This window comes from Ruminococcus sp. AF17-22AC, from assembly GCF_003460065.1.
Taxonomy (GTDB): domain Bacteria; phylum Bacillota; class Clostridia; order Lachnospirales; family Lachnospiraceae; genus Blautia_A.
In genome coordinates, this window is the sequence record NZ_QRXT01000003.1 from 201,628 (window position 1) to 221,182 (window position 19,555).

Consider the following 19,555-nt stretch of genomic DNA (forward strand, 5'->3'; position numbering starts at 1 on the left):
ATATAAGAAAGAAGGACTCACATGAGAGATAAGTTTAACAGATTTATGCAGGGGCGCTATGGAGTAGATGCGTTTGCACGTTTTACGATGGGTGTGGCACTTGTTGCGATCATCCTTTCGATTTTTTTCCGCAGCGGAAGCAGAATGGGGGCACTTCTTGATACGGTAGGACTTCTTGTTCTGCTGTATACATATTACCGCATGCTTTCCAGAGATATCCAGAAAAGATATCAGGAAAATGAAAAGTATCTTGCTGCAACTGCAAAAATCAGACAGCGTTTCAACAGAGAAAAGAGTATGATGAATCAGAGAAAGACACATCATATTTATTCATGTCCGGGATGCGGTCAGAAGATCCGTATACCGAGAGGTAAGGGCAAGATTGAGATCGAATGCCCGAAATGCCACACGAAATTTGTTAAAAGAAGCTAACAAAACAGGTCGGCGCGACAGAGGGAGGAGACACAGTGTTTGGATATGTGGTAATGAACAAACCGGAAATCAAATTCAAAGATTTTGATATGTACCGTTCTTTTTACTGCGGACTGTGCCGGGAGCTGAAAGAGCGTTACGGTCTCAGCGGACAGATTACTTTAACCTATGATATGACCTTTGTGATTCTTCTGCTCAGCGGACTTTATGAGCCGCCGACAAAGAAAGGATCGACGCGCTGCATTGTACATCCGGTGCGCAGACAGCCGGTCAGAAAAAATGCGATTACTGAATATGCCGCGGATATGAATATTTTTCTGACTTATTACAAATGCAAAGATGACTGGAATGACGAAAGAAGTATTCCGGGATTTGCTTTCGGCAAACTGCTGGAAGGCAAAGAAAAGAAGAGCGAAAAACTCTGGGGCAAAAAGGTGCAGACGATTGTGTCCTGTCTGGATGAACTGTCTGCGCTCGAAAAAGAAAATGCGACAGATATCGATCGTGTGTCCGGCTGTTTTGGCAGGATTATGGCAGAAATCTTTGCATACAGAGAAGATGTCTGGGAACCGACTCTTCGACGTATGGGATTTTATTTCGGTAAGTTCATTTATTTGCTGGATGCCTATGATGATGTGGAAGAGGATGTCAAAAAAGGAAATTACAATCCATTTTCAAAAGATTATATAATAAAGGGGTTCGATGACCGGGTAAAGAATATGCTTATGATGATGATGGCAGAAACCTGCCGGGAATTCGAGAAACTTCCTATTATAAAATATACCGATATTCTTCGGAATATCCTGTATTCCGGAGTGTGGTGCAGATTTGAGACCGTTTCCGGAAAGCGGAAGAAAGAACAGGAGAAAGAACATGTTTGATCCATATAGTGTGCTGGGTATTTCCAGAGATGCCTCAGATGAAGAAATAAAAAAAGCATATCGTAAACTCAGCCGCAAATACCATCCGGATGCGAATATCAACAACCCGAACAAGGCGCAGGCGGAAGAGAAATTTAAAGAAGTACAGCAGGCTTACGAGCAGATCATGAAAGAAAAGGAGTACGGGACTTCCGGAAATTACAATTCCTATGGGGGATTCGGCGGCTTTGGCGGTCAGAGCCAGAGTACGTATCAGGATGAAGAAGCCATTCGCAGACAGGCAGCGGCAAACTACATCCAGAGTCAGCATTTTCAGGAGGCAATGAACGTACTTTCTTCCCTGAGTCAGAGAAACGGGCAGTGGTATTATCTGTCGGCAATGGCGAATATGGGGCTTGGTAATAATGTAAATGCAATGAACGATGCACGTACGGCAGTCAATATGGAGCCGGATAATATGCAGTACCGGATGCTTCTTCAGAGAATGGAAGGCGGAGGAAGCTGGTATCAGGAACAGCAGAATCCATTCGGCGGAATGCCGGTGGATGGAAGTGATTACTGCATGAAGCTGTGTCTTGCAAATATGTTCTGTGGTATGTGCTGCCCGGGCAGTGGTATATTTTGCTGCTGATCAGTTACTGTTGACTTCGTTCGCGGCAACCTGGTCAAAATCCTGCCATAAAAAAATTGACATTTCATAAGAGTGATATTATTATAATGAATGTATTGCTGTACTAAAGTGCTATTGCATCAAAGGACAGTAAGGGAAGATAATTACAGGAGGAAATCATAATGAGTATTCGTATTGGTATTTTAGGATATGGCAACCTTGGCAGAGGAGTAGAATGTGCAGTCAAACACAATCCGGATCTGGAACTTGTTGCCGTATTTACACGTCGTGATCCTGCATCAGTAAAGATTCTTACAGATACAGCAAAAGTATATCATGTAGATGAAGCAGAAAAAATGAAAGATAAAATCGATGTTCTGATTCTCTGCGGGGGAAGTGCTACAGACCTTCCGGTTCAGACACCGAAATATGCACAGTGGTTCAATGTTGTTGACAGCTTTGATACCCATGCAAGAATTCCAGAGCATTTTGCAAATGTAGACAAAGCAGCTTCCGAGAGTGATCATGTCGGAATTATTTCTGTAGGCTGGGATCCGGGAATGTTCTCCCTCAACAGAATGTATGCAAATGCAATCCTGACAAACGGTAAAGATTATACATTCTGGGGCAAAGGTGTGAGCCAGGGACATTCTGATGCAATCCGTCGTATTGATGGTGTCAAAGACGGCAAACAGTACACTGTTCCGGTTGAAGCAGCACTTGAAGCAGTCAGAAGCGGAAAGAATCCGGAGCTGACTACCAGACAGAAACATACAAGAGAATGCTTCGTAGTAGCAGAGGAAGGCGCAGATCTCGCACGCATCGAGCAGGAGATTAAGACTATGCCGAACTACTTCGACGAGTATGACACAACCGTACATTTCATTTCCGAAGAAGAACTGAAACGTGATCACAGTGGTATTCCGCACGGTGGATTCGTAATCCGTACCGGCAAGACCGGCTGGAACGATGAAAATAACCATGTGATCGAGTACAGCCTGAAACTGGATTCCAACCCGGAATTTACTTCTTCCGTTATTGTTGCTTATGCAAGAGCTGCATATCGCATGAGTCAGGAAGGACAGAAGGGATGCAAGACTGTATTTGATGTTGCACCGGCATATTTAAGTGCACTTGATGGTGCAGAATTAAGAAAACATCTTCTTTAATTCTTGTCTGGAAGATACTCGCACAGATTAAAAAGTGAAATATTACAAAAGGGTGAGGCCGCTGGTTTCATCCTTTTGTTTTTATTATGTTTGAAACGTTAAAACTGGAACGATTAACAGTGCTTTACATTTTTTGTTGACGGAAAGAAAAACATGCGATATAATACCTACATAATATTGTAACAAGATTGTAAAAAGTAAGCATTTTTGTTTACAGAAAGAGGTTATGGGTATGGGAAAGGTATGCAAAAAGTCATGGATCGTGGGCATATTTTTAGGAGTAATGCTTTTTGCAGCAGGCTTTGCGTTTCAGGCGACAACTGTAGATACGCAGGCGGCAACGAACGGGTTCCGGACAATAAGTGGAAAGACATACTATTATAAGAATGGAAAGATAGTAAAGGGCTGGCTCACTCTTAATGGTAAGAAATATTATCTGAACAGAAGTACCGGCGTGCTCTATAAAGGCTGGATGAGAAGTGCAAAAGGAGTTTTACGCTATTATGATTCCAGAACCGGAGCAATGTATACCGGTTTTCAGAAAGTAGCCGGAAAGTATTATTACTTTAATAAAAAGACAGGATTTTCAGTCGGTGGATTTGTAAAATTCGGAAATAATTTTTACAGATATTTCAATACCAAAACTTATACGATGGCGACAGGCTGGATGACAAATAACAAGAACCAGAAATGGTACTTTGGAAGTGATGGTAAGATGTACAGAAGTCTTAATAAGATTGGCAGTTATTACTATTACTTCGACGGAAAGACCGGAGCAGCAAGAGATGGTTTTGTGAAATCCTCAGCGGGTAATGTCAGATTTTTCCGCAGAAAATATTACCGGATGGCGACTGGCTGGCTGACAAATGGCAAAGGCCAGAAAAGATATTTCAAAAGTAATGGTGTAATGGTGGCAGGCAAGTATAAAGTAGACGGCAGTACATATTACTTTAATAAGAGTACAGGTATTGCAACCGGAGGATGGGTGACAATCGATGGAAGCAAATACTATTTTGATACAAAAACATTCAAAATGGTTACCGGCTCCAAAACAATCAATGGTGTCAGCTACCAGTTCAGTTCTACCGGTGCAATGATTTATGACGGTTCTTCAGATTCTGAAGCAGTGGATACATCATATTTCAAAAATGACCCGAAGCCTGTTGGACAGACCGGATCGAAGACAATCAAGAATTATCTGGCAGGTGCACTGAAGCCTGTAGGCCAGGCGCTTTATATCTGGGGCGGCGGCTGGTATGATTCCACGCTGAAGGGTGTGAAGTCAAACTGGCAGAAATTTTATCTGAGTCAGAGCAGCAGCTACAATTATAACAATTATCGTGATCTGAGTACGGCTAACAGAGCAAAAGGGCTTGACTGTTCCGGATTTGTAGGATGGGCTGCATATCAGGTTATGCAGACAAGAAGCAATGTTGGATATGGATATACGGTTGTTTCCGGAGATATCGGCAACTATTATAGAAAGACACTGGGGTGGGGAACAGTTGTAAATCAGAATTACTTATCCCAGCACAATTACAAATTATATCCGGGAGATATCGGATACGATGACGGACATACATGGATCGTCCTCGGACAGTGTTCTGACAGGAGTGCAGTGATCGTACATTCTACACCGGATGCCGGTGTGCAGATCGCAGGTACCCCGACACCAGAAGGTAAATCCAGCAGCCAGGCTGCAGCGCTTGCGAAGAAGTACATGTCCAGATATGCAGGATACAAGAAATATGAGTATCATACTACTACAGGTAATTTTATCCGTCGTGGTAATTACATGAGATGGTATCCGGCTACACTTTCTGATCCGGATGGATTCAAAAGCAAGACAGCCGATCAGATTCTTAAAATCATGTTTGGCTTTTAAGTTTAAATAAGAAGTAAATATTACAAAGAGATTTCCTGAATATGGAAATCTCTTTCTTATGTAATAGGAAATTACTCCGTAATGTTCCTATTACATAAAAACGCTCCGCGAGGATGCGACCAGATGCATGAGGAACATGTCTGCTGAAGCAGACTGCATCTGGCGCGCAAAGCGTAACAAGTCCCTCAAAGATTGAGGGATTCAGGGAGTTTGAAGCGGACTTGTCCGCTTTGTTTTTTGCATAGTTTTTAATAAATGTTACAAAATATTAAACTTTTTAATGAATCCTACTTGCAATCGTAAGAAGTATATGTTAATATGTATAAGAACTTGAAAAAGATATTTCGTAAATGTTACAGAATATAGCAATTAAGATTATGAGGTGAGAAACATGAAGAAACGAATTGTTTGCCTGACGTTAGCGTTAATGATGACAGCAACACAGGTAGTCAGCGTAAGCGCATCACGAGAAGAGGAACTGAGAGAGGAACAGGCCGCAACAAGCGCACAGCTTGATGCAACATATGCCCAGATCGATCAGCTTTATTCTGCCAAGCAGCAGTTGCAGGATGAGATCAATACACTGGATGCAAATCTTGTAAACGTCATGGTTTCCATTCAGACATTAGAGGGAGATATCAGCAACAAGCAGGCTGATATCGAACAGACACAGGCAGATCTTCAGAAAGCACAGAATGCCAAAGACAAACAGTACGCAGCAATGAAACAGCGTATTCAGTATCTGTACGAAAAAGGTGGAAGCGATGCATGGTTCCAGATGATGATGAGTGCAGATAATCTTTCAGATCTTCTGACAAAAGCAGAATATACACAGAAGATGTATGATTACGACAGAAAGAGCCTTGAGACATATGCTAATACGATCGAACAGGTTACAAACCTCGGAAATCAGTACCAGCAGGAGAAATCCGAACTGGAAGGCATGAAACAGGAATATGAAGCTGAATCTGCAAATCTTCAGACTCAGATTGATACAAAGAAAGCCAGCTCTGCAGACTGCGATAATGAAATTGCATATGCACAGGAAATGGCAAATGAGTATGCAAACCTGATTCAGGAACAGCAGGCAGAGATTGAACAGCTTGAGGCAGAACGTATTGCAGCCGAGGAGGAAGCAAGACGTCAGGCAGAGGCAGAAGCCGCTGCAGCCGCTGCAGCAGCAGAGGAAGCTGCTGGACAGGATGATGGGGAAACTCAGGAAGATCAGACTGTATATGACGAAGATGGTAATGAAGTAGATGCTGATGAAGCAGCAGAAAACGGAGATACCGTATATGATAAAGATGGCAATGAAGTAGATCCGAGCGAAGTGACAAGCAGTGATGATGGTGTGGAGTATGATGAATACGGTAACGTAATCGACAGCGACAACACAGTTGATCCTGACAGTGTAAGCTCTTCATCAGGCAGTTCATCCAGTTCAGGCTCAGGATCTTCAATCGTAGATTATGCAACACAGTTTGTTGGTAATCCGTATGTATGGGGCGGTACAAGCCTTACAGGCGGTGCTGACTGTTCTGGTTTTACACAGAGCGTTTATGCACAGTTTGGTTACAGCCTTCCTAGAACATCTTATGAGCAGCAGAACTGGGGAACAGAGGTTTCTTATGCAGATGCTCAGCCGGGCGACCTGATCTGCTATGGTGGACACGTTGCAATTTACATGGGTAACGGACAGATTGTACATGCATCTAACTCCAGAGATGGTATCAAGATCAGCAATGATGCTACTTACAGAACAATCCTTTCTGTAAGAAGACCTTCATAAATAAAGAGCAAAGGCAGTTCCTTCGGGAACTGCTTTTTTTCTTGACTTTCGATAAATTAAGTATTAAAATGAGACAAAGCGCAACGGAGCACTTAATAGTTCCGTGCGCTCTTTTTTTGTTTCAGATAAATTCTGGAACGATTCACTTATGGTGATATGTTCCGAAAGGACATATGGATGAAAAATATACATTTCAGGAGGAAACGAAAATGAGAAAGAGCAAAATGTGGAGAATGATGACAGTTGCTGCAGTGGCAGCGTCCATGACATGTGGACTATTTGGAGTACAGAGCGTCAGCGCAGATGACAAGAAAACTCTGAAAGTTGCAATGGAATGCGGATATGCACCATATAATTGGACACAGCCGGATGATTCCAACGGTGCTGTCCAGATTTCCGGAAGTTCCGATTACGCATATGGATATGACGTTATGATGGCAAAGAAGATTGCCGATGAACTCGGATATGATCTTGAGATCGTAAAACTTGACTGGGATTCTCTTGTACCGGCTGTACAGTCAGGACAGGTTGACTGTGTAATTGCAGGACAGTCTATCACAAAAGAGCGTCAGCAGATGGTTGATTTTACAGATCCATACTATTATGCATCCATCATCACTCTTGTTAAAAATGACGGTGATTATAAAGATGCAGCAAGCGTAGAAGATCTCAAAGGAGCAACAGTGACATCTCAGCAGAATACGATCTGGTATGATTCCTGCCTGCCGCAGATCCCGGATGGCAACATCCTTCCGGCACAGGAAAGTGCACCGGCTATGCTGGTAGCGCTTGAAGCCGGCAAATGTGATGCGGTTGTAACAGATATGCCTACAGGAAAAGCAGCATGCGTAGCTTATCCTGATTTCAAACTTCTTGATTTCACAGGAACAGACGGAGAATTCGAAGTATCTGATGAAGACATCAACATCGGTATTTCCCTGAAAAAAGGAAACGATGAACTCAAAGATGCGATCAACGGTGTCTTAAGTGAGATGACAGAGGATGATTTCAATAAAATGATGGATGAGGCTATTTCTGTACAGCCACTTTCCGAATCATAAAGGAGGAGCAAAATGCTGCCTGAGAGTTTTGGGGGAAGAATCATCTATCTTCTTCAGCAATATGGTTCTTCTTTTGCGAAGGGAGCCGGAGTCAGCATGTGGCTGGCGCTGGTGGGAACGCTTTTTGGATGCATCATTGGTTTTCTGGTTGGTATCGTGCAGACGATCCCGGTTGATAAGAATGATTCAACAGCCAAAAAGATCCTGATTAAAATTGTGAAATTTATTCTTGCCTGCTATGTGGAGTTCTTCCGTGGAACTCCGATGATGGCACAGGCGATGTTTATTTACTTCGGTAGTGCGGCTGTGTTTAATATCAATATGTCCATGTGGTTTGCGGCAATCTTTATCGTGTCGATCAACACAGGTGCATATATGGCAGAGACTGTCCGTGGAGGAATCCTTTCAATCGATCCGGGACAGACAGAAGGTGCAAAAGCAATCGGTATGACACATGTACAGACTATGATCAATGTCATTCTTCCGCAGGCACTTCGAAATATTATGCCACAGATCGGCAACAACCTGATCATCAACATCAAAGATACCTGCGTACTTTCCATTATCGGTACAGTTGAACTGTTCTATACGACCAAAGGTGTGGCAGGTGCACTTTATACATACTTTGAATCATTCACGATTGCGATGATCATTTACTTCATCATGACCTTTACCTGTTCCCGTATCCTGCGTGTGCTGGAACACAAGATGGACGGACCGGATAACTACGATCTGGCCACAGCGGATACACTGACACATACCAGCGGTATGTATTCTTACAGAGAAAGGAAGGATGACAGAGAATGAGTGAGACAATCCTTGAAGTACAGCATCTGGGAAAATCCTTCGGAAACAACGAAATCTTAAAAGATATTGATTTCTCTGTAAAACCAAAGGACGTTACCTGCATCATCGGACCGTCAGGTTCCGGAAAATCCACTTTGCTTCGCTGCATGAATCTTCTGGAGACACCATCCTGCGGTGAGATCCGTTATCACGGAACAAATATCATGGACAAGCATGTAAACGTTCCTGAATACCGTTCAAAGGTCGGCATGGTATTTCAGAACTTTAACCTCTTTAATAATATGACTGTTCTTAAGAACTGCACGGTCGGACAGGAAAAAGTCCTGAAAAAGAGCAAAGAAGAAGCGCACAGAAATGCGATGATGTATCTGGAAAAAGTTGGTATGGCACCGTATATCAATGCGAAACCGAAACAGCTTTCCGGCGGACAGAAGCAGAGAGTTGCGATCGCGAGAGCACTTGCGATGGAACCGGAGATCCTGCTCTTTGATGAGCCCACTTCCGCATTGGATCCGCAGATGGTCGGAGAGGTGCTGGAAGTTATGCGGACACTTGCAAAAGACGGTCTGACGATGATCATTGTCACACATGAGATGGCATTTGCCAGAGATGTGGCGAAGCACGTAATCTTCATGGGTGATGGAGTCATCGTAGAAGAAGGTACGTCTCAGCAGATCTTTGAAAATCCGCAGAAAGAACTGACAAAAGAATTTTTAAGCCGTTTCAGAAACGCATAAAGTTAAGATGTTTAGATAAAACAACCCTTCCTGTTGTTCAGCGTTCAACAGGAAGGGTTGTTTTTCGGTTAATAAGAATTGGCGGTATGATTTTATGCGTTGGTTCGACAGACAGAGTTGGTTTTCTTTTATGCCGTTCTTCAATCTGGTTATTCAGAATGTCCATGGCAGATAAAGCGATTTTGTCAATCTGCTGTCCGACAGTACTGATCGGGATGATTGCTTCTCTTGAAACGGGAGAGTCATCGAAACCAATAATCTTGTAATCATCAGGCAGGCAGCCATACTTCTGAATCAGATGGTTGAGCATAATGTTGGCGAAGGTATCGTTCGGAAGAAAAATCCCTTTTGTTTTCCCTTTATATTTGGTATCGATTGTTTCAAGAAGGTCTTTAAGGATCCGGGATGTTTCATCATAAGTATGTCCGGTATCTGTAAGAATCATTTCATGAGGAATGTTGTATTCCTTGCAGATATCAGAAAATCCCTGAATACGTTCATAGGATGGTGTCTGCCTGGAAATATCTGCATTGATATGGACCAGGATATCAGCACCTGTTTTGGCAAGAAGACTGGTTGCCTGCACACCACCCATATAGTTGTCTGTGTTGACACTGCTCACATACTGATCTTCACGCTCAATCGTTACGATTGGAATATTATAAGAAGCAAGTTCTATGGAAGGAATTGTATGACTCAGAATGATCATTCCTTCGATTTTGTATGCAAGAAGTTCCTGTATATATTTTCGTTCGGTTGATTCGTGATCATCTCCGGTGAATACGAGAAACTTATATCCGAAAGAGTCGTAGGTCTTCAGTATCTGATTCAAGATTTCTGAATAGTAGTGCATATAAAGGTTCGGAATAATGATTCCTATAAACTCTGTTTTTCCGTTCGCGAGTATTCTCGCGACTTTGTTTTCCTTATAGTTTAATTTTTCAAGAGCAGTTGCAATGATCTGCTGGTTTTCCAGGGTAAGAGAGTCCGGATTATTAAAATATCTGGAAATGGTTGTTTTGGAAAAACCGGTATATTTGGCGATGTCACTGAAAGTTATATTTTTTTTACCCATATCAGGTTCCTTTCGATAAAATAAAATTTTACCATGTTATAGTGAGAAGTCAATTACTTTTATGATAACAGTATAGCAGAAATTTCAAAACAGAACAATGAAAATAATCAACAGAAACGGTTAAGTAACCGGTTTTGTAAAAACTTTACAAAGTCGAGATATGAAATTTGTATAAAGCAATGAAATTGCGTATGATGGTTGACTTGATAGCATTGCTGTGATATTATCAAACCATAAAGTAACCGGTAACTTTACCGGTAACGTAGAACGAGCACAGGGAAAAGGAGGAGCACATGAAGAAAGCGAAACTGATTTTTCTTGCCGGTCTGGCTATGGCAGTCAGTCTTACAGGATGTCAGAAAAAAGAAGTAAAGCCCGGCGATGTGGCAGGATATGATGAGGGCGAACAGTATCTTTCAATCTGGGTCCACAGTATTGAGGATACTCTGGAAGGACAGGTTTACAGGGAATCTGTAGACAGCTTTAATGAGAAATATAATGGTAAATATTTCGCAGATATTGAATTTATTCCGAGAAATGACAGTGGAGGCGGTTATTCAGATAAGGTAAATTCTTCTGTACTGTCAGGAGGGCTTCCGGATGTGCTTACCCTGGACGGACCGAATGTGGCAGCTTATGCAGCGAACGGGATCATACAGCCACTTGCAGAGCTGACAGAGGAAGAAAGAGGAGAATATCTGGAATCCATTCTGGAACAGGGTACTTATAATGATAAGCTTTATGCACTTGGAGTTATGGAATCCAGTGTAGGGCTTTATTATAACAAAGATATTCTTGAAGAGGCCGGAATTGAGGTTCCGGATGCAGATCATCCGTGGACGACATCAGAATTTATGGATATTCTGGCTAAGCTGAAACCGCTGATGGATGAGAAGAATGGTTATCCGATCGACATGACATTCCCGGTAGGTGAAGCAAGTATTTATTATTATGCCCCATTTATCTGGGCAAATGGTGGAAACCTGGTAAGTGAAGACGGATTGACAGTGGATGGATACTTTAATTCGGAGAAGAATGTTGAGGTCATGAATTATTTCCACCAGATTGTAGAGAACAAATACATGTCTGAAGCTCCAATAGAGAATCTGTTTGAAAGTGGAAGAGCGGCTTTCAAATTTGACGGGGCGTGGGAAGTCAACACAATCTACGAGAACTATCCGGATGTGAATCTTGGCGTTGCACCATATGTAGTTGGTGATGACTGGGATGGTGAAAGATATACACCGACAGGATCCTGGGCATTTGCAGCATCCTCAGAGACGGACAATATTGAAGGTGCAACAGAACTGGTCAAATGGATGAGTGGTGTGGAAAGTGGTGTAAGAATCTGGAATGAAGCAAAATCACTTCCGTCTACATACAAAGCGTTTGAACAGATTGATATATTCCAGACAGATGAAAACTACAATGCTCTGTATCAACAGTTAAGTAAATACGGACACCCGAGACCAAAAACTCCTGTATATCCACAGGTAAGTACATCTTTCCAGCAGGCACTTGAAAGTGTTGGACTGGGCGGTAAAGATGCGCAGGCAGAACTGGATAAATCTGTAGAAAGGATTAACGCGAAACTGGAACGTTATACGAGAGAATAATGAAGAAAAAAGAATCAATTTTAGGAATGGCTTTCTTTGGGCCGGCACTGGTACTTCTTACGCTGTTTTTATTTCTGCCGATGGTGCTGACACTGGTGTTCAGTTTTACCGATTACTTTGCACTGAATCCGGATATGACACACTTTGTAGGCCTGGAAAACTATATAAACATTTTTAAAGACGAATTATTTGTAAAATCATTTTTTAACACGGTAAAATTTGTACTTATTATCGTACCGTGTCAGTGCATCGGAGCACTTGTTCTGGCACTTGCGATCAACAAAGTCACACATTGTAAGAAATATTTCAAAGTAGCCTTTTTTATTCCGGTTGTAATGTCTCTGGCAGTTGTATCTACACTCTGGATGGACATCTACAGTCCGGAAGGAATCCTGAATACACTGCTTGCTCATCTGGGAATCAGTGCACAGCCATTTATTCACAGTGCGAAACAGGCACTTCCATCCATCGCAGTTATGAGTGTATGGCAGGGTGTCGGATATCAGATGATCATCTTCCTTGGTGGACTCCAGAATATTAATCCGGCACTTTATGAAGCAGCAGAAATGGATCATGCAAGTGGATGGCAGAAATTTAAAGACATTACACTTCCGGAACTGAAACCTCTCTGCGTTTTCGTTTTTATCACCGTTACAATCGGTGCGTTCCGTATGCTGGTACAGCCGATGGTCATGACAGGTGGAGGACCGGATCACTCAACATACACACTTGTATATGATATTTATGAAACCGGTACAATGAACTGGGAGATGGGACTTGCATCAACAATGGCAATTGTATTTACAATATTTGTTGTTATCCTGACGATCATACAGAATGTACTGACCAAAGGAAAGGAGGAGAAAAAACATGTTAACAAAAAAGCAAAAAACATTTAACTGGATTCTGGCAGTTGTTTTGCTGCTACTCTCTGTATTCTTTCTGTTTCCGGTTATCTGGATGCTTGCAAACTCCTTTAAACCAGATGCAGCGATCACAGCAGATATGAATTCCATAGCAGCATTTATTCCTCCTGCTTTAAATGGAAATTATTTTGAAAACTATATTACGATTCTGACAGATACCAATTTCCTTCGTTACATGATTAATACTCTGGGATATGCGGCACTGCTGATCGTACTTGGGGTTATTGTCAACGGACTTGCAGGCTATGCACTTGCAAAGATTAACTTTCCATTCCGCGACCAGTGGCTTTTGATCATCATGATGCTTCTGATCGTACCGACAGAAACCGTTATCACGATACACTTTCTGATCATTGCAAAAGCAGGACTACTGAATACCGTGCTTGGATATGTACTTCCAATGATCGTGAATCCGTTTAATATCTTTCTGTTCCGACAGGTTTTCGTAAGTCTGCCGGATGATGTTTATGAGGCGGCACAGCTTGACTTCTGCAGTCCGGTAAAATATTTCTTTACCATGGTATTGCCAATGTCAAAGACAGTCGTTGCAACTGTCAGTGTGTTTACATTCCTTGGAGTATGGAATGACTATCTCTGGCCGTCACTTGTATTTACATCCAGTGATCTTCTGACCGCGCAGATTGGTCTGAACTCCATAACATCCAATGACAATACAACAATGGGACAGACACTTGCAGTGATCACACTGATCACAATCCCTGTTATTATTATTTATGCACTGTTCTCCAAACAGATTGTAGAAGGTGTAACATCAACTGGTTCCAAGGAGGGTTAATGAATTATGAGTTTTATAGAATTTAAACATATCGGAAAAAAATATGCAGGAGCAGAACACAAATCAGTAGATGATTTTAATCTTAATATAGAAGAAAAAGAATTTATCGCATTTGTAGGACCGTCTGGATGTGGAAAATCCACAACACTTCGTATGATTGCCGGATTCGAAGAGATTACAGAAGGAGATCTGTATATTGACGGCAAAAGAGTGAACGAGACAGCACCGAGAGACCGTGGTATTGCGATGGTATTCCAGAACTATGCCCTGTATCCGCATATGACAGTAGAAAAAAATATCGGATACGGGCTGAAGAACATGAAGATGCCAGCAGACCAGATCAAGAAAAAAGTAGACTGGGCAATTGATATCCTGGGACTGCAGGAATTCCGTTACAGAAAACCGAAGAATCTTTCTGGAGGTCAGAGACAGAGGGTTGCACTGGGACGTGCAATAGTAAAAAATCAGAAGGTATTTCTGATGGATGAGCCACTGTCCAATCTGGATGCAAAACTTCGTGTCAGCATGAGAACAGAGATCAGCAAGCTGCATCGTGAAATGGGTGCAACGACGATCTATGTTACACATGACCAGGTTGAAGCCATGACTATGGCTGATCGTATCGTTATCATGAAAGAGGGCGTGATCCAGCAGGTTGGAAAACCAATGGAATTATATGATCATCCGGTAAATAAATTTGTTGCGGGATTTATAGGATCCCCGCAGATGAACTTCTTTGATGTTACCTTAAAAGGAAACGAAGTAACATTTGAAGACGGAAATAAACTGATGCTTCCGGAAGCTATTCTTAAGAAACTGAATGGTAAAGAAGGCGAGATGACACTTGGTATCCGTGGAGAGGATCTTAAAATGGATGCGCAGAACCTGGAACTTTATAAAGAAAATAAAATGAAAGCTGTGATCACAGATACAGAAGTCATGGGAAATGAGAATAACCTGTACTTCCAGTTCGGAGGCTGCCAGGCAGTTGCACGAGTTTCTAAATATGAGATCAGCCAGGTTGGAGATGAAATTGAATTTGTATTTATGCCATCCAAGATTCATTTCTTTGATAAAGAAACTGAGATGAATTATTTATAGGAGTGATGTTGATAATGAAAGAAGCAAAGATTTTTTTAGGGACAATAGAAAGAGTAAAAGATTTTGTCAATGCTGTGACGCGTCTGGACTGTGATGTAGACATCGTGTCCGGAAGATATGTGATCGATGCAAAGTCAATCATGGGAATTTTCAGTGTAGATCTGTCCAAAGCTGTTGATCTGAGAATTCATGCAGAAGGTGCAGAAGCAGAAAAAGCAATGGAAGTAATCAGTCCATTCATAGAAAAATAGAAAGTGAGCAGAATATGCAGAAAATATATGTAAAACCGAAAGACTACTGGATGAATGACCCGAATGGATTTATATATTACAAAGGTATGTATCATCTTTTTTACCAGTGTTTCCCGTATGCGCCGCGCTGGGGACGGATGCACTGGGGACATGTTGTCAGCAAAGATCTGGTGAACTGGGAAGAACAGGGGATTGCACTGTTTCCAAGCAAAACAGATGACCGGAGTGGATGTTTTTCCGGAAGCGCCATTGAAGAAGACGGCAAAATGCAGCTGTATTATACCGGTGTGAATTATCTTACAGAAAATCCAGAGGATATCAATTTGTGTGTGGATGAACATTTTGTTTCCGCACAGCTTAAGATAACCTCAGAAGATGGCTTTCATTTTGATAATATTAAAGAAAAAAAGACGGTGATTCCAGTCATTTATGATGAGGGGATCGGAGATGCACGCCACACAAGAGACCCGAAAGTCTGGAAAGACGGTGAGAGATGGTACATGGTACTTGGAAGCACCATTGAAGACAAACAGGGAAAACTTTTGTTCTTTACAAGTACAGATGGAGAAGAATGGAAATTTGCGAATTCTGTAACCAGAGAAAACTTCGGCTGGATGTGGGAATGTCCGGATTATTTTGAAGTAGATAACAGGCAGGTAGTAATCTTTTCACCGATGCAGTTATTTAAAGACGGAAAAGCAGATGATGCACAGACCGTCTGTATGCAGGTGCAATTTGATAAAGATACCTGTGCGATGGAACTGCCGGAAGAATATCAGTTTCTGGATTATGGAACAGACCTTTATGCACCACAGAGCACCCTCGATGAGGAGGGAAGAAGAATCCTGACTGCGTGGCTTCGCATGCCGGAGCCGGTGGATGGGAAATGGCAGGGAATGATGTGTATTCCACGTGTTGTAGAAGTAAAAGACAATCATATCTATTTCCGCGTTCATCCGAATGTTCAGGCGGCATATACAAAAGAAATCTCTACACCATCTGAGGCGGACGAAAGTGGATATCGTCTGAGATTTTCCCTGGAGGATGGGGATAAAGTAGATGTCGGAGGATATGTGATTTCCAGAAAAGGGGATAAAATCTGTACTGACAGAAGCTGCCTTTTTGGAAAATATCCGAATCACAGAGTGAAATTTGAGACACCGGAGATGAAAGGATTTGAAATCGAAGTGTATGTGAATCCGAACCAGATCAGTGTTTTTGTGAACGATGGTGAAGCGGTGATTACCAATGCCGTGTATGATCTTGAAGAAAAGATTGAAGCAGATGTAGCGATAACAATAGAAACAATAGAGTGAATTTTTTAAATACAATAAACGTTGCAGGAAGTGAGCGCTTTCATTTTCTACAACGTTTTTTATTGAAAAATATTTCACCGGTACTTACTTTTGTTGAAATTTTCTGTGGAAATCAGCTATAATGATGGTAGCTGATTTCTACAGAAAATTAGCAGAAAACTACCAGGAAAATCAGGAGGAATCAGAAATGAAAGTTGGATTTATCGGACTTGGAATCATGGGGAAACCGATGTGTAAAAACCTGATCAAGGCAGGTTATGAAATGGTAGTCACCACACATAATAAAGAAACTCTGAAAGAGATGGAAGCGTTTGGTGCGAAGACCGTAACATGCGGACGTGAAGTGGCAGAAGAGGCGAATGTGATTATTACAATGCTTCCGAATTCTCCGCAGGTGCGTGAAGTGGCACTTGGTAAAGACGGAATTATCGAAGGTGCTAAAGAAGGAAGTGTTCTGATCGACATGAGTTCGATCGATCCTACGGAAAGCAGGGCAATTGCAGCAGAACTTGCAAAAAATGGGATTGAGATGCTGGATGCACCGGTTTCCGGTGGCGAGCCAAAAGCAATCGATGGAACGATTTCTGTAATGGCAGGTGGTAAGAAAGAAATTTTTGATAAATATTATGATCTGATGATGACCATGGCAGGATCTGTTGTATATGTTGGACCAATTGGCTCAGGCAACGTTGCAAAACTGGCAAATCAGATCATCGTAGCTGTCAATATTGCGGCGGTATCCGAAGCGCTGACACTTGCCAAAAAAGCCGGAACAGATCCGGAGCTTGTGTATCAGGCGATCCGTGGCGGTCTTGCGGGTTCCACGGTTCTGGATGCAAAGGCACCGATGATGATGGATCGAAATTTCAAACCGGGATTTCGCATTGAACTGCATATTAAGGATCTGAATAACGCTTTGAATGCCGGACATGCAGTGAACGCGCCGCTTCCGCTTACGAGTGAACTGATGGAGATCATGCAGGCACTCAAAGCGGACGGACACGAGAAAGAAGACCACTCCAGTATTGTGAAATTCTACGAAAAAATTTCAAATACAACGGTTACAAGAGAATGACCGTCAGAGACCAGAAGCCGGATGTGAATTTTCCCGTCCGGCTTTACGATTTTTTTTGTCGGTGTACATTTTTTCATCGGCAAGATTGATGTAGTCATTGAGTGAGAAGACAGAATCATCTGCAACCACAAATCCGATGCTTGCCTCGATTGGGAATGCCATACGGCTGTTTCTGGAAAGCGTGGCGAGTGAATCCAGAAGATTTTGTTTAAGGTTTTGCAGCTGTGTCTGATCATAGTCCGGTATCACACATACAAATTCATCTCCGCCATAGCGCATGGAGACAGAATTGTCAGGGCAGTGCTGCCGGATGACAGATGCGATACTGCTGATTGCAAGATTTCCCATATCATGTCCGAAAGTGTCGTTGATATATTTCAGATGATCGGCATCAATAAACATGATTCCGGCAGAACGGGATTCACCCATGCATTTCTGAAATGATGGAAGAGCTAATTTTTCGTAAGCCATACGGTTATAAAGTCCGGTAAGCGAATCGTGAATATAGAGCTGTGACAGCTGCTTCGTCTTTTTTCTCAGAATTAGCTTTCCGTAGAGCGCCTCTATGGCAGTTACAAAAGTGCGCAGTGTCTCAAAAAGAAACTGATGCTCTGTCAGATAATCACAGTTTTCGAGAATCAGATAACCTATTTCACGTTCACGGAAATGCACAGCGGCAAAAAGGTAAATATGTGCAGTTTCTGAATTGTCCGCATCGGGAAGAAGCTCTCCTTTTGACAAATCTATCTGAACAGATTTGTCGGCAGATGTATGGGGATAAACGACAGCCATGCGGTCGGGGTAGCCGATACTTTTATAGATGTCATCCGGAACTTCGGGGAGACTGTCCACATTTTCGAGCATAAAGATATCCGGATTCATGAGCAGATACAGGCTTCCGCATTCATGTCTGGTGAGCCAGGTATGCAGATGGTCTGCCAGTTCAGTGAAACTGTTGCAGTCAAGAAGAAAACGATCCAGTTCCATCATCCAGTTGAGCATATTTCCCTGACGGACTTCTGCCATGATCTGACTGGAAACATATTTTCCGGGATCAGCAGGAAAGAGGGAGGTGCACCCACTGCTTTCGCGGTATATACAACGGGTAGGCGAAAACACCTGTGAAGATTTAGCGGTGCCATTCCAGACATCAGCAAGAAGCCCCAGTGCATTATACATAATATGCGCTTTGGAAAATTCAACAGTCGTGATAGGCGGATAAAAGTTTATGGCCCTTGTGGCATTGTCGAATCCGGTTACAAGAAAGTTGTCCGGAACAGAAAATCCTGCTTCCTGTGCTGCAAGACAGACGCCGGCAGCAATGTTATCGTTGGCACACACAAAAGCATCAGGAAGAAGCTCTTTGTCCTGAAATGCAGCAAAAGCTCTGAGGCCTGTCTCGACTTCATAATTATGTTCATATATGCGGTTCGGATCGAAAGGGATGCCATGTTTGTTGAGTGTATCCCTGTAGGCAAGAAAACGTTGCTGATTTTCATAATTTCCGATGATTCCGCCGACATAATTGAGCTTTGTGCAGCCATGTTCAGCGATCAGATGTTCCACCAGAGAGCAGGTTGCATGGTAGTCGTCAATTCCGGAGAAGTAAAGATCCGGTACTTTATCCAGAAGAGAAATGACAGGAACCGAGGCTCTTCGGGCGCGGATTATGATTTCTTCCTTAAGTTCATGATCGGAAATAAGAGCAAGATCCAGAAGAATTCCATCGAAGTCTGACAGGCGGGGAAGTCGAAAAATGTTATATTCTCCGATATTATAGCTTTGATCCTGACTGAAATTTCCAAAACAGTGAAAAATATATAAATCTATATCAGAATGATGGTCAGAGATATAGCGGCGATATCCATGAAGCCATTCATGAGTAAGATATCGGGCCTGGCCATTTGTGATAAATGCGATTTTTTTCATGCTAATACTCCCGCAGAATGATAATTGTATTTATTATACCAAAATTTGACGAAAAAACCAGATTTTTGTGCAATTATATACAAAAAAGAGCGGCCTGTG

The 19,555-nt window shown here is 42.3% G+C and carries 18 protein-coding genes; 16 read left to right on the plus strand and 2 right to left on the minus strand.

Features of this window, described 5'->3' with window-relative positions:
• Positions 1 to 21 precede the first annotated feature (21 nt).
• From DWW86_RS06230 to DWW86_RS06270, 9 genes are all read left to right on the plus strand, one after another.
• The gene (locus DWW86_RS06230; protein ID WP_072521964.1) at positions 22 to 432 is read left to right on the plus strand and encodes a hypothetical protein; all 411 of its coding nucleotides are present in this window, start codon (positions 22 to 24) and stop codon (positions 430 to 432) included.
• Between the two features lie 35 nt (positions 433 to 467).
• Positions 468 to 1,313, plus strand: a complete 846-nt coding sequence (locus DWW86_RS06235) for a DUF5685 family protein (protein WP_072521963.1) — start codon at positions 468 to 470, stop codon at positions 1,311 to 1,313.
• Positions 1,306 to 1,944 (plus strand): DnaJ domain-containing protein, encoded by a 639-nt coding sequence (locus DWW86_RS06240; RefSeq protein ID WP_117942588.1) that lies wholly within the window; start codon positions 1,306 to 1,308, stop codon positions 1,942 to 1,944. Before DWW86_RS06235 ends, DWW86_RS06240 begins: the two co-directional genes overlap by 8 nt.
• Positions 1,945 to 2,105: 161 nt before the next feature.
• Complete coding sequence (locus tag DWW86_RS06245; protein WP_072521961.1) at positions 2,106 to 3,092, plus strand: diaminopimelate dehydrogenase; 987 nt, start codon at positions 2,106 to 2,108, stop codon at positions 3,090 to 3,092.
• A gap of 232 nt (positions 3,093 to 3,324) precedes the next feature.
• Entirely contained in the window at positions 3,325 to 4,977 is a 1,653-nt protein-coding gene (locus DWW86_RS06250) for an N-acetylmuramoyl-L-alanine amidase family protein (RefSeq protein ID WP_117942589.1), read from the plus strand.
• 391 nt (positions 4,978 to 5,368) lie between these two features.
• A complete protein-coding gene (locus DWW86_RS06255; RefSeq protein WP_117942590.1) occupies positions 5,369 to 6,766 on the plus strand; it encodes a C40 family peptidase in 1,398 nt (465 codons plus the stop codon).
• A 209-nt stretch (positions 6,767 to 6,975) separates the two neighbouring features.
• Positions 6,976 to 7,827 (plus strand): transporter substrate-binding domain-containing protein, encoded by an 852-nt coding sequence (locus DWW86_RS06260; protein ID WP_083585500.1) that lies wholly within the window; start codon positions 6,976 to 6,978, stop codon positions 7,825 to 7,827.
• A gap of 12 nt (positions 7,828 to 7,839) precedes the next feature.
• On the plus strand, positions 7,840 to 8,634 hold the full coding sequence (locus tag DWW86_RS06265; protein ID WP_117942591.1) for an amino acid ABC transporter permease: 795 nt from the start codon (positions 7,840 to 7,842) through the stop codon (positions 8,632 to 8,634).
• Positions 8,631 to 9,371: an amino acid ABC transporter ATP-binding protein gene (locus tag DWW86_RS06270; RefSeq protein WP_072521956.1), complete on the plus strand. Its 741-nt coding sequence runs from the start codon at positions 8,631 to 8,633 to the stop codon at positions 9,369 to 9,371. The genes DWW86_RS06265 and DWW86_RS06270 overlap by 4 nt, the downstream gene beginning before the upstream one ends.
• Positions 9,372 to 9,408: 37 nt before the next feature.
• Here the strand turns inward: DWW86_RS06270 and DWW86_RS06275 are convergent, their stop codons facing one another.
• Complete coding sequence (locus DWW86_RS06275; protein ID WP_117942592.1) at positions 9,409 to 10,446, minus strand: LacI family DNA-binding transcriptional regulator; 1,038 nt, start codon at positions 10,444 to 10,446, stop codon at positions 9,409 to 9,411.
• A 293-nt stretch (positions 10,447 to 10,739) separates the two neighbouring features.
• Here DWW86_RS06275 and DWW86_RS06280 point away from each other — a divergent pair, with 293 nt between their 5' ends.
• The 7 genes from DWW86_RS06280 to garR all read left to right on the plus strand — a co-directional run bounded on the left by DWW86_RS06280 (position 10,740) and on the right by garR (position 17,527).
• Positions 10,740 to 12,062 (plus strand): ABC transporter substrate-binding protein, encoded by a 1,323-nt coding sequence (locus tag DWW86_RS06280; protein WP_072521954.1) that lies wholly within the window; start codon positions 10,740 to 10,742, stop codon positions 12,060 to 12,062.
• A complete protein-coding gene (locus tag DWW86_RS06285) occupies positions 12,062 to 12,961 on the plus strand; it encodes a carbohydrate ABC transporter permease (RefSeq protein WP_117942593.1) in 900 nt (299 codons plus the stop codon). Before DWW86_RS06280 ends, DWW86_RS06285 begins: the two co-directional genes overlap by 1 nt.
• A complete protein-coding gene (locus DWW86_RS06290; RefSeq protein ID WP_117942594.1) occupies positions 12,933 to 13,784 on the plus strand; it encodes a carbohydrate ABC transporter permease in 852 nt (283 codons plus the stop codon). The genes DWW86_RS06285 and DWW86_RS06290 overlap by 29 nt, the downstream gene beginning before the upstream one ends.
• 6 nt (positions 13,785 to 13,790) lie before the next feature.
• Positions 13,791 to 14,885 (plus strand): ABC transporter ATP-binding protein, encoded by a 1,095-nt coding sequence (locus DWW86_RS06295; protein WP_005427758.1) that lies wholly within the window; start codon positions 13,791 to 13,793, stop codon positions 14,883 to 14,885.
• A 14-nt stretch (positions 14,886 to 14,899) separates the two neighbouring features.
• Positions 14,900 to 15,136 (plus strand): HPr family phosphocarrier protein, encoded by a 237-nt coding sequence (locus DWW86_RS06300; RefSeq protein WP_117942595.1) that lies wholly within the window; start codon positions 14,900 to 14,902, stop codon positions 15,134 to 15,136.
• A gap of 14 nt (positions 15,137 to 15,150) precedes the next feature.
• On the plus strand, positions 15,151 to 16,452 hold the full coding sequence (locus DWW86_RS06305) for a glycoside hydrolase family 32 protein (RefSeq protein ID WP_117942596.1): 1,302 nt from the start codon (positions 15,151 to 15,153) through the stop codon (positions 16,450 to 16,452).
• 124 nt (positions 16,453 to 16,576) lie between these two features.
• Entirely contained in the window at positions 16,577 to 17,527 is a 951-nt protein-coding gene (gene garR, locus DWW86_RS06310) for a 2-hydroxy-3-oxopropionate reductase (RefSeq protein WP_117942700.1), read from the plus strand.
• Positions 17,528 to 17,530: 3 nt separating this feature from the next.
• Here garR and DWW86_RS06315 read toward each other — a convergent pair whose 3' ends face one another.
• A complete protein-coding gene (locus tag DWW86_RS06315; RefSeq protein WP_117942597.1) occupies positions 17,531 to 19,456 on the minus strand; it encodes a GGDEF domain-containing protein in 1,926 nt (641 codons plus the stop codon).
• Positions 19,457 to 19,555: the final 99 nt, after the last annotated feature.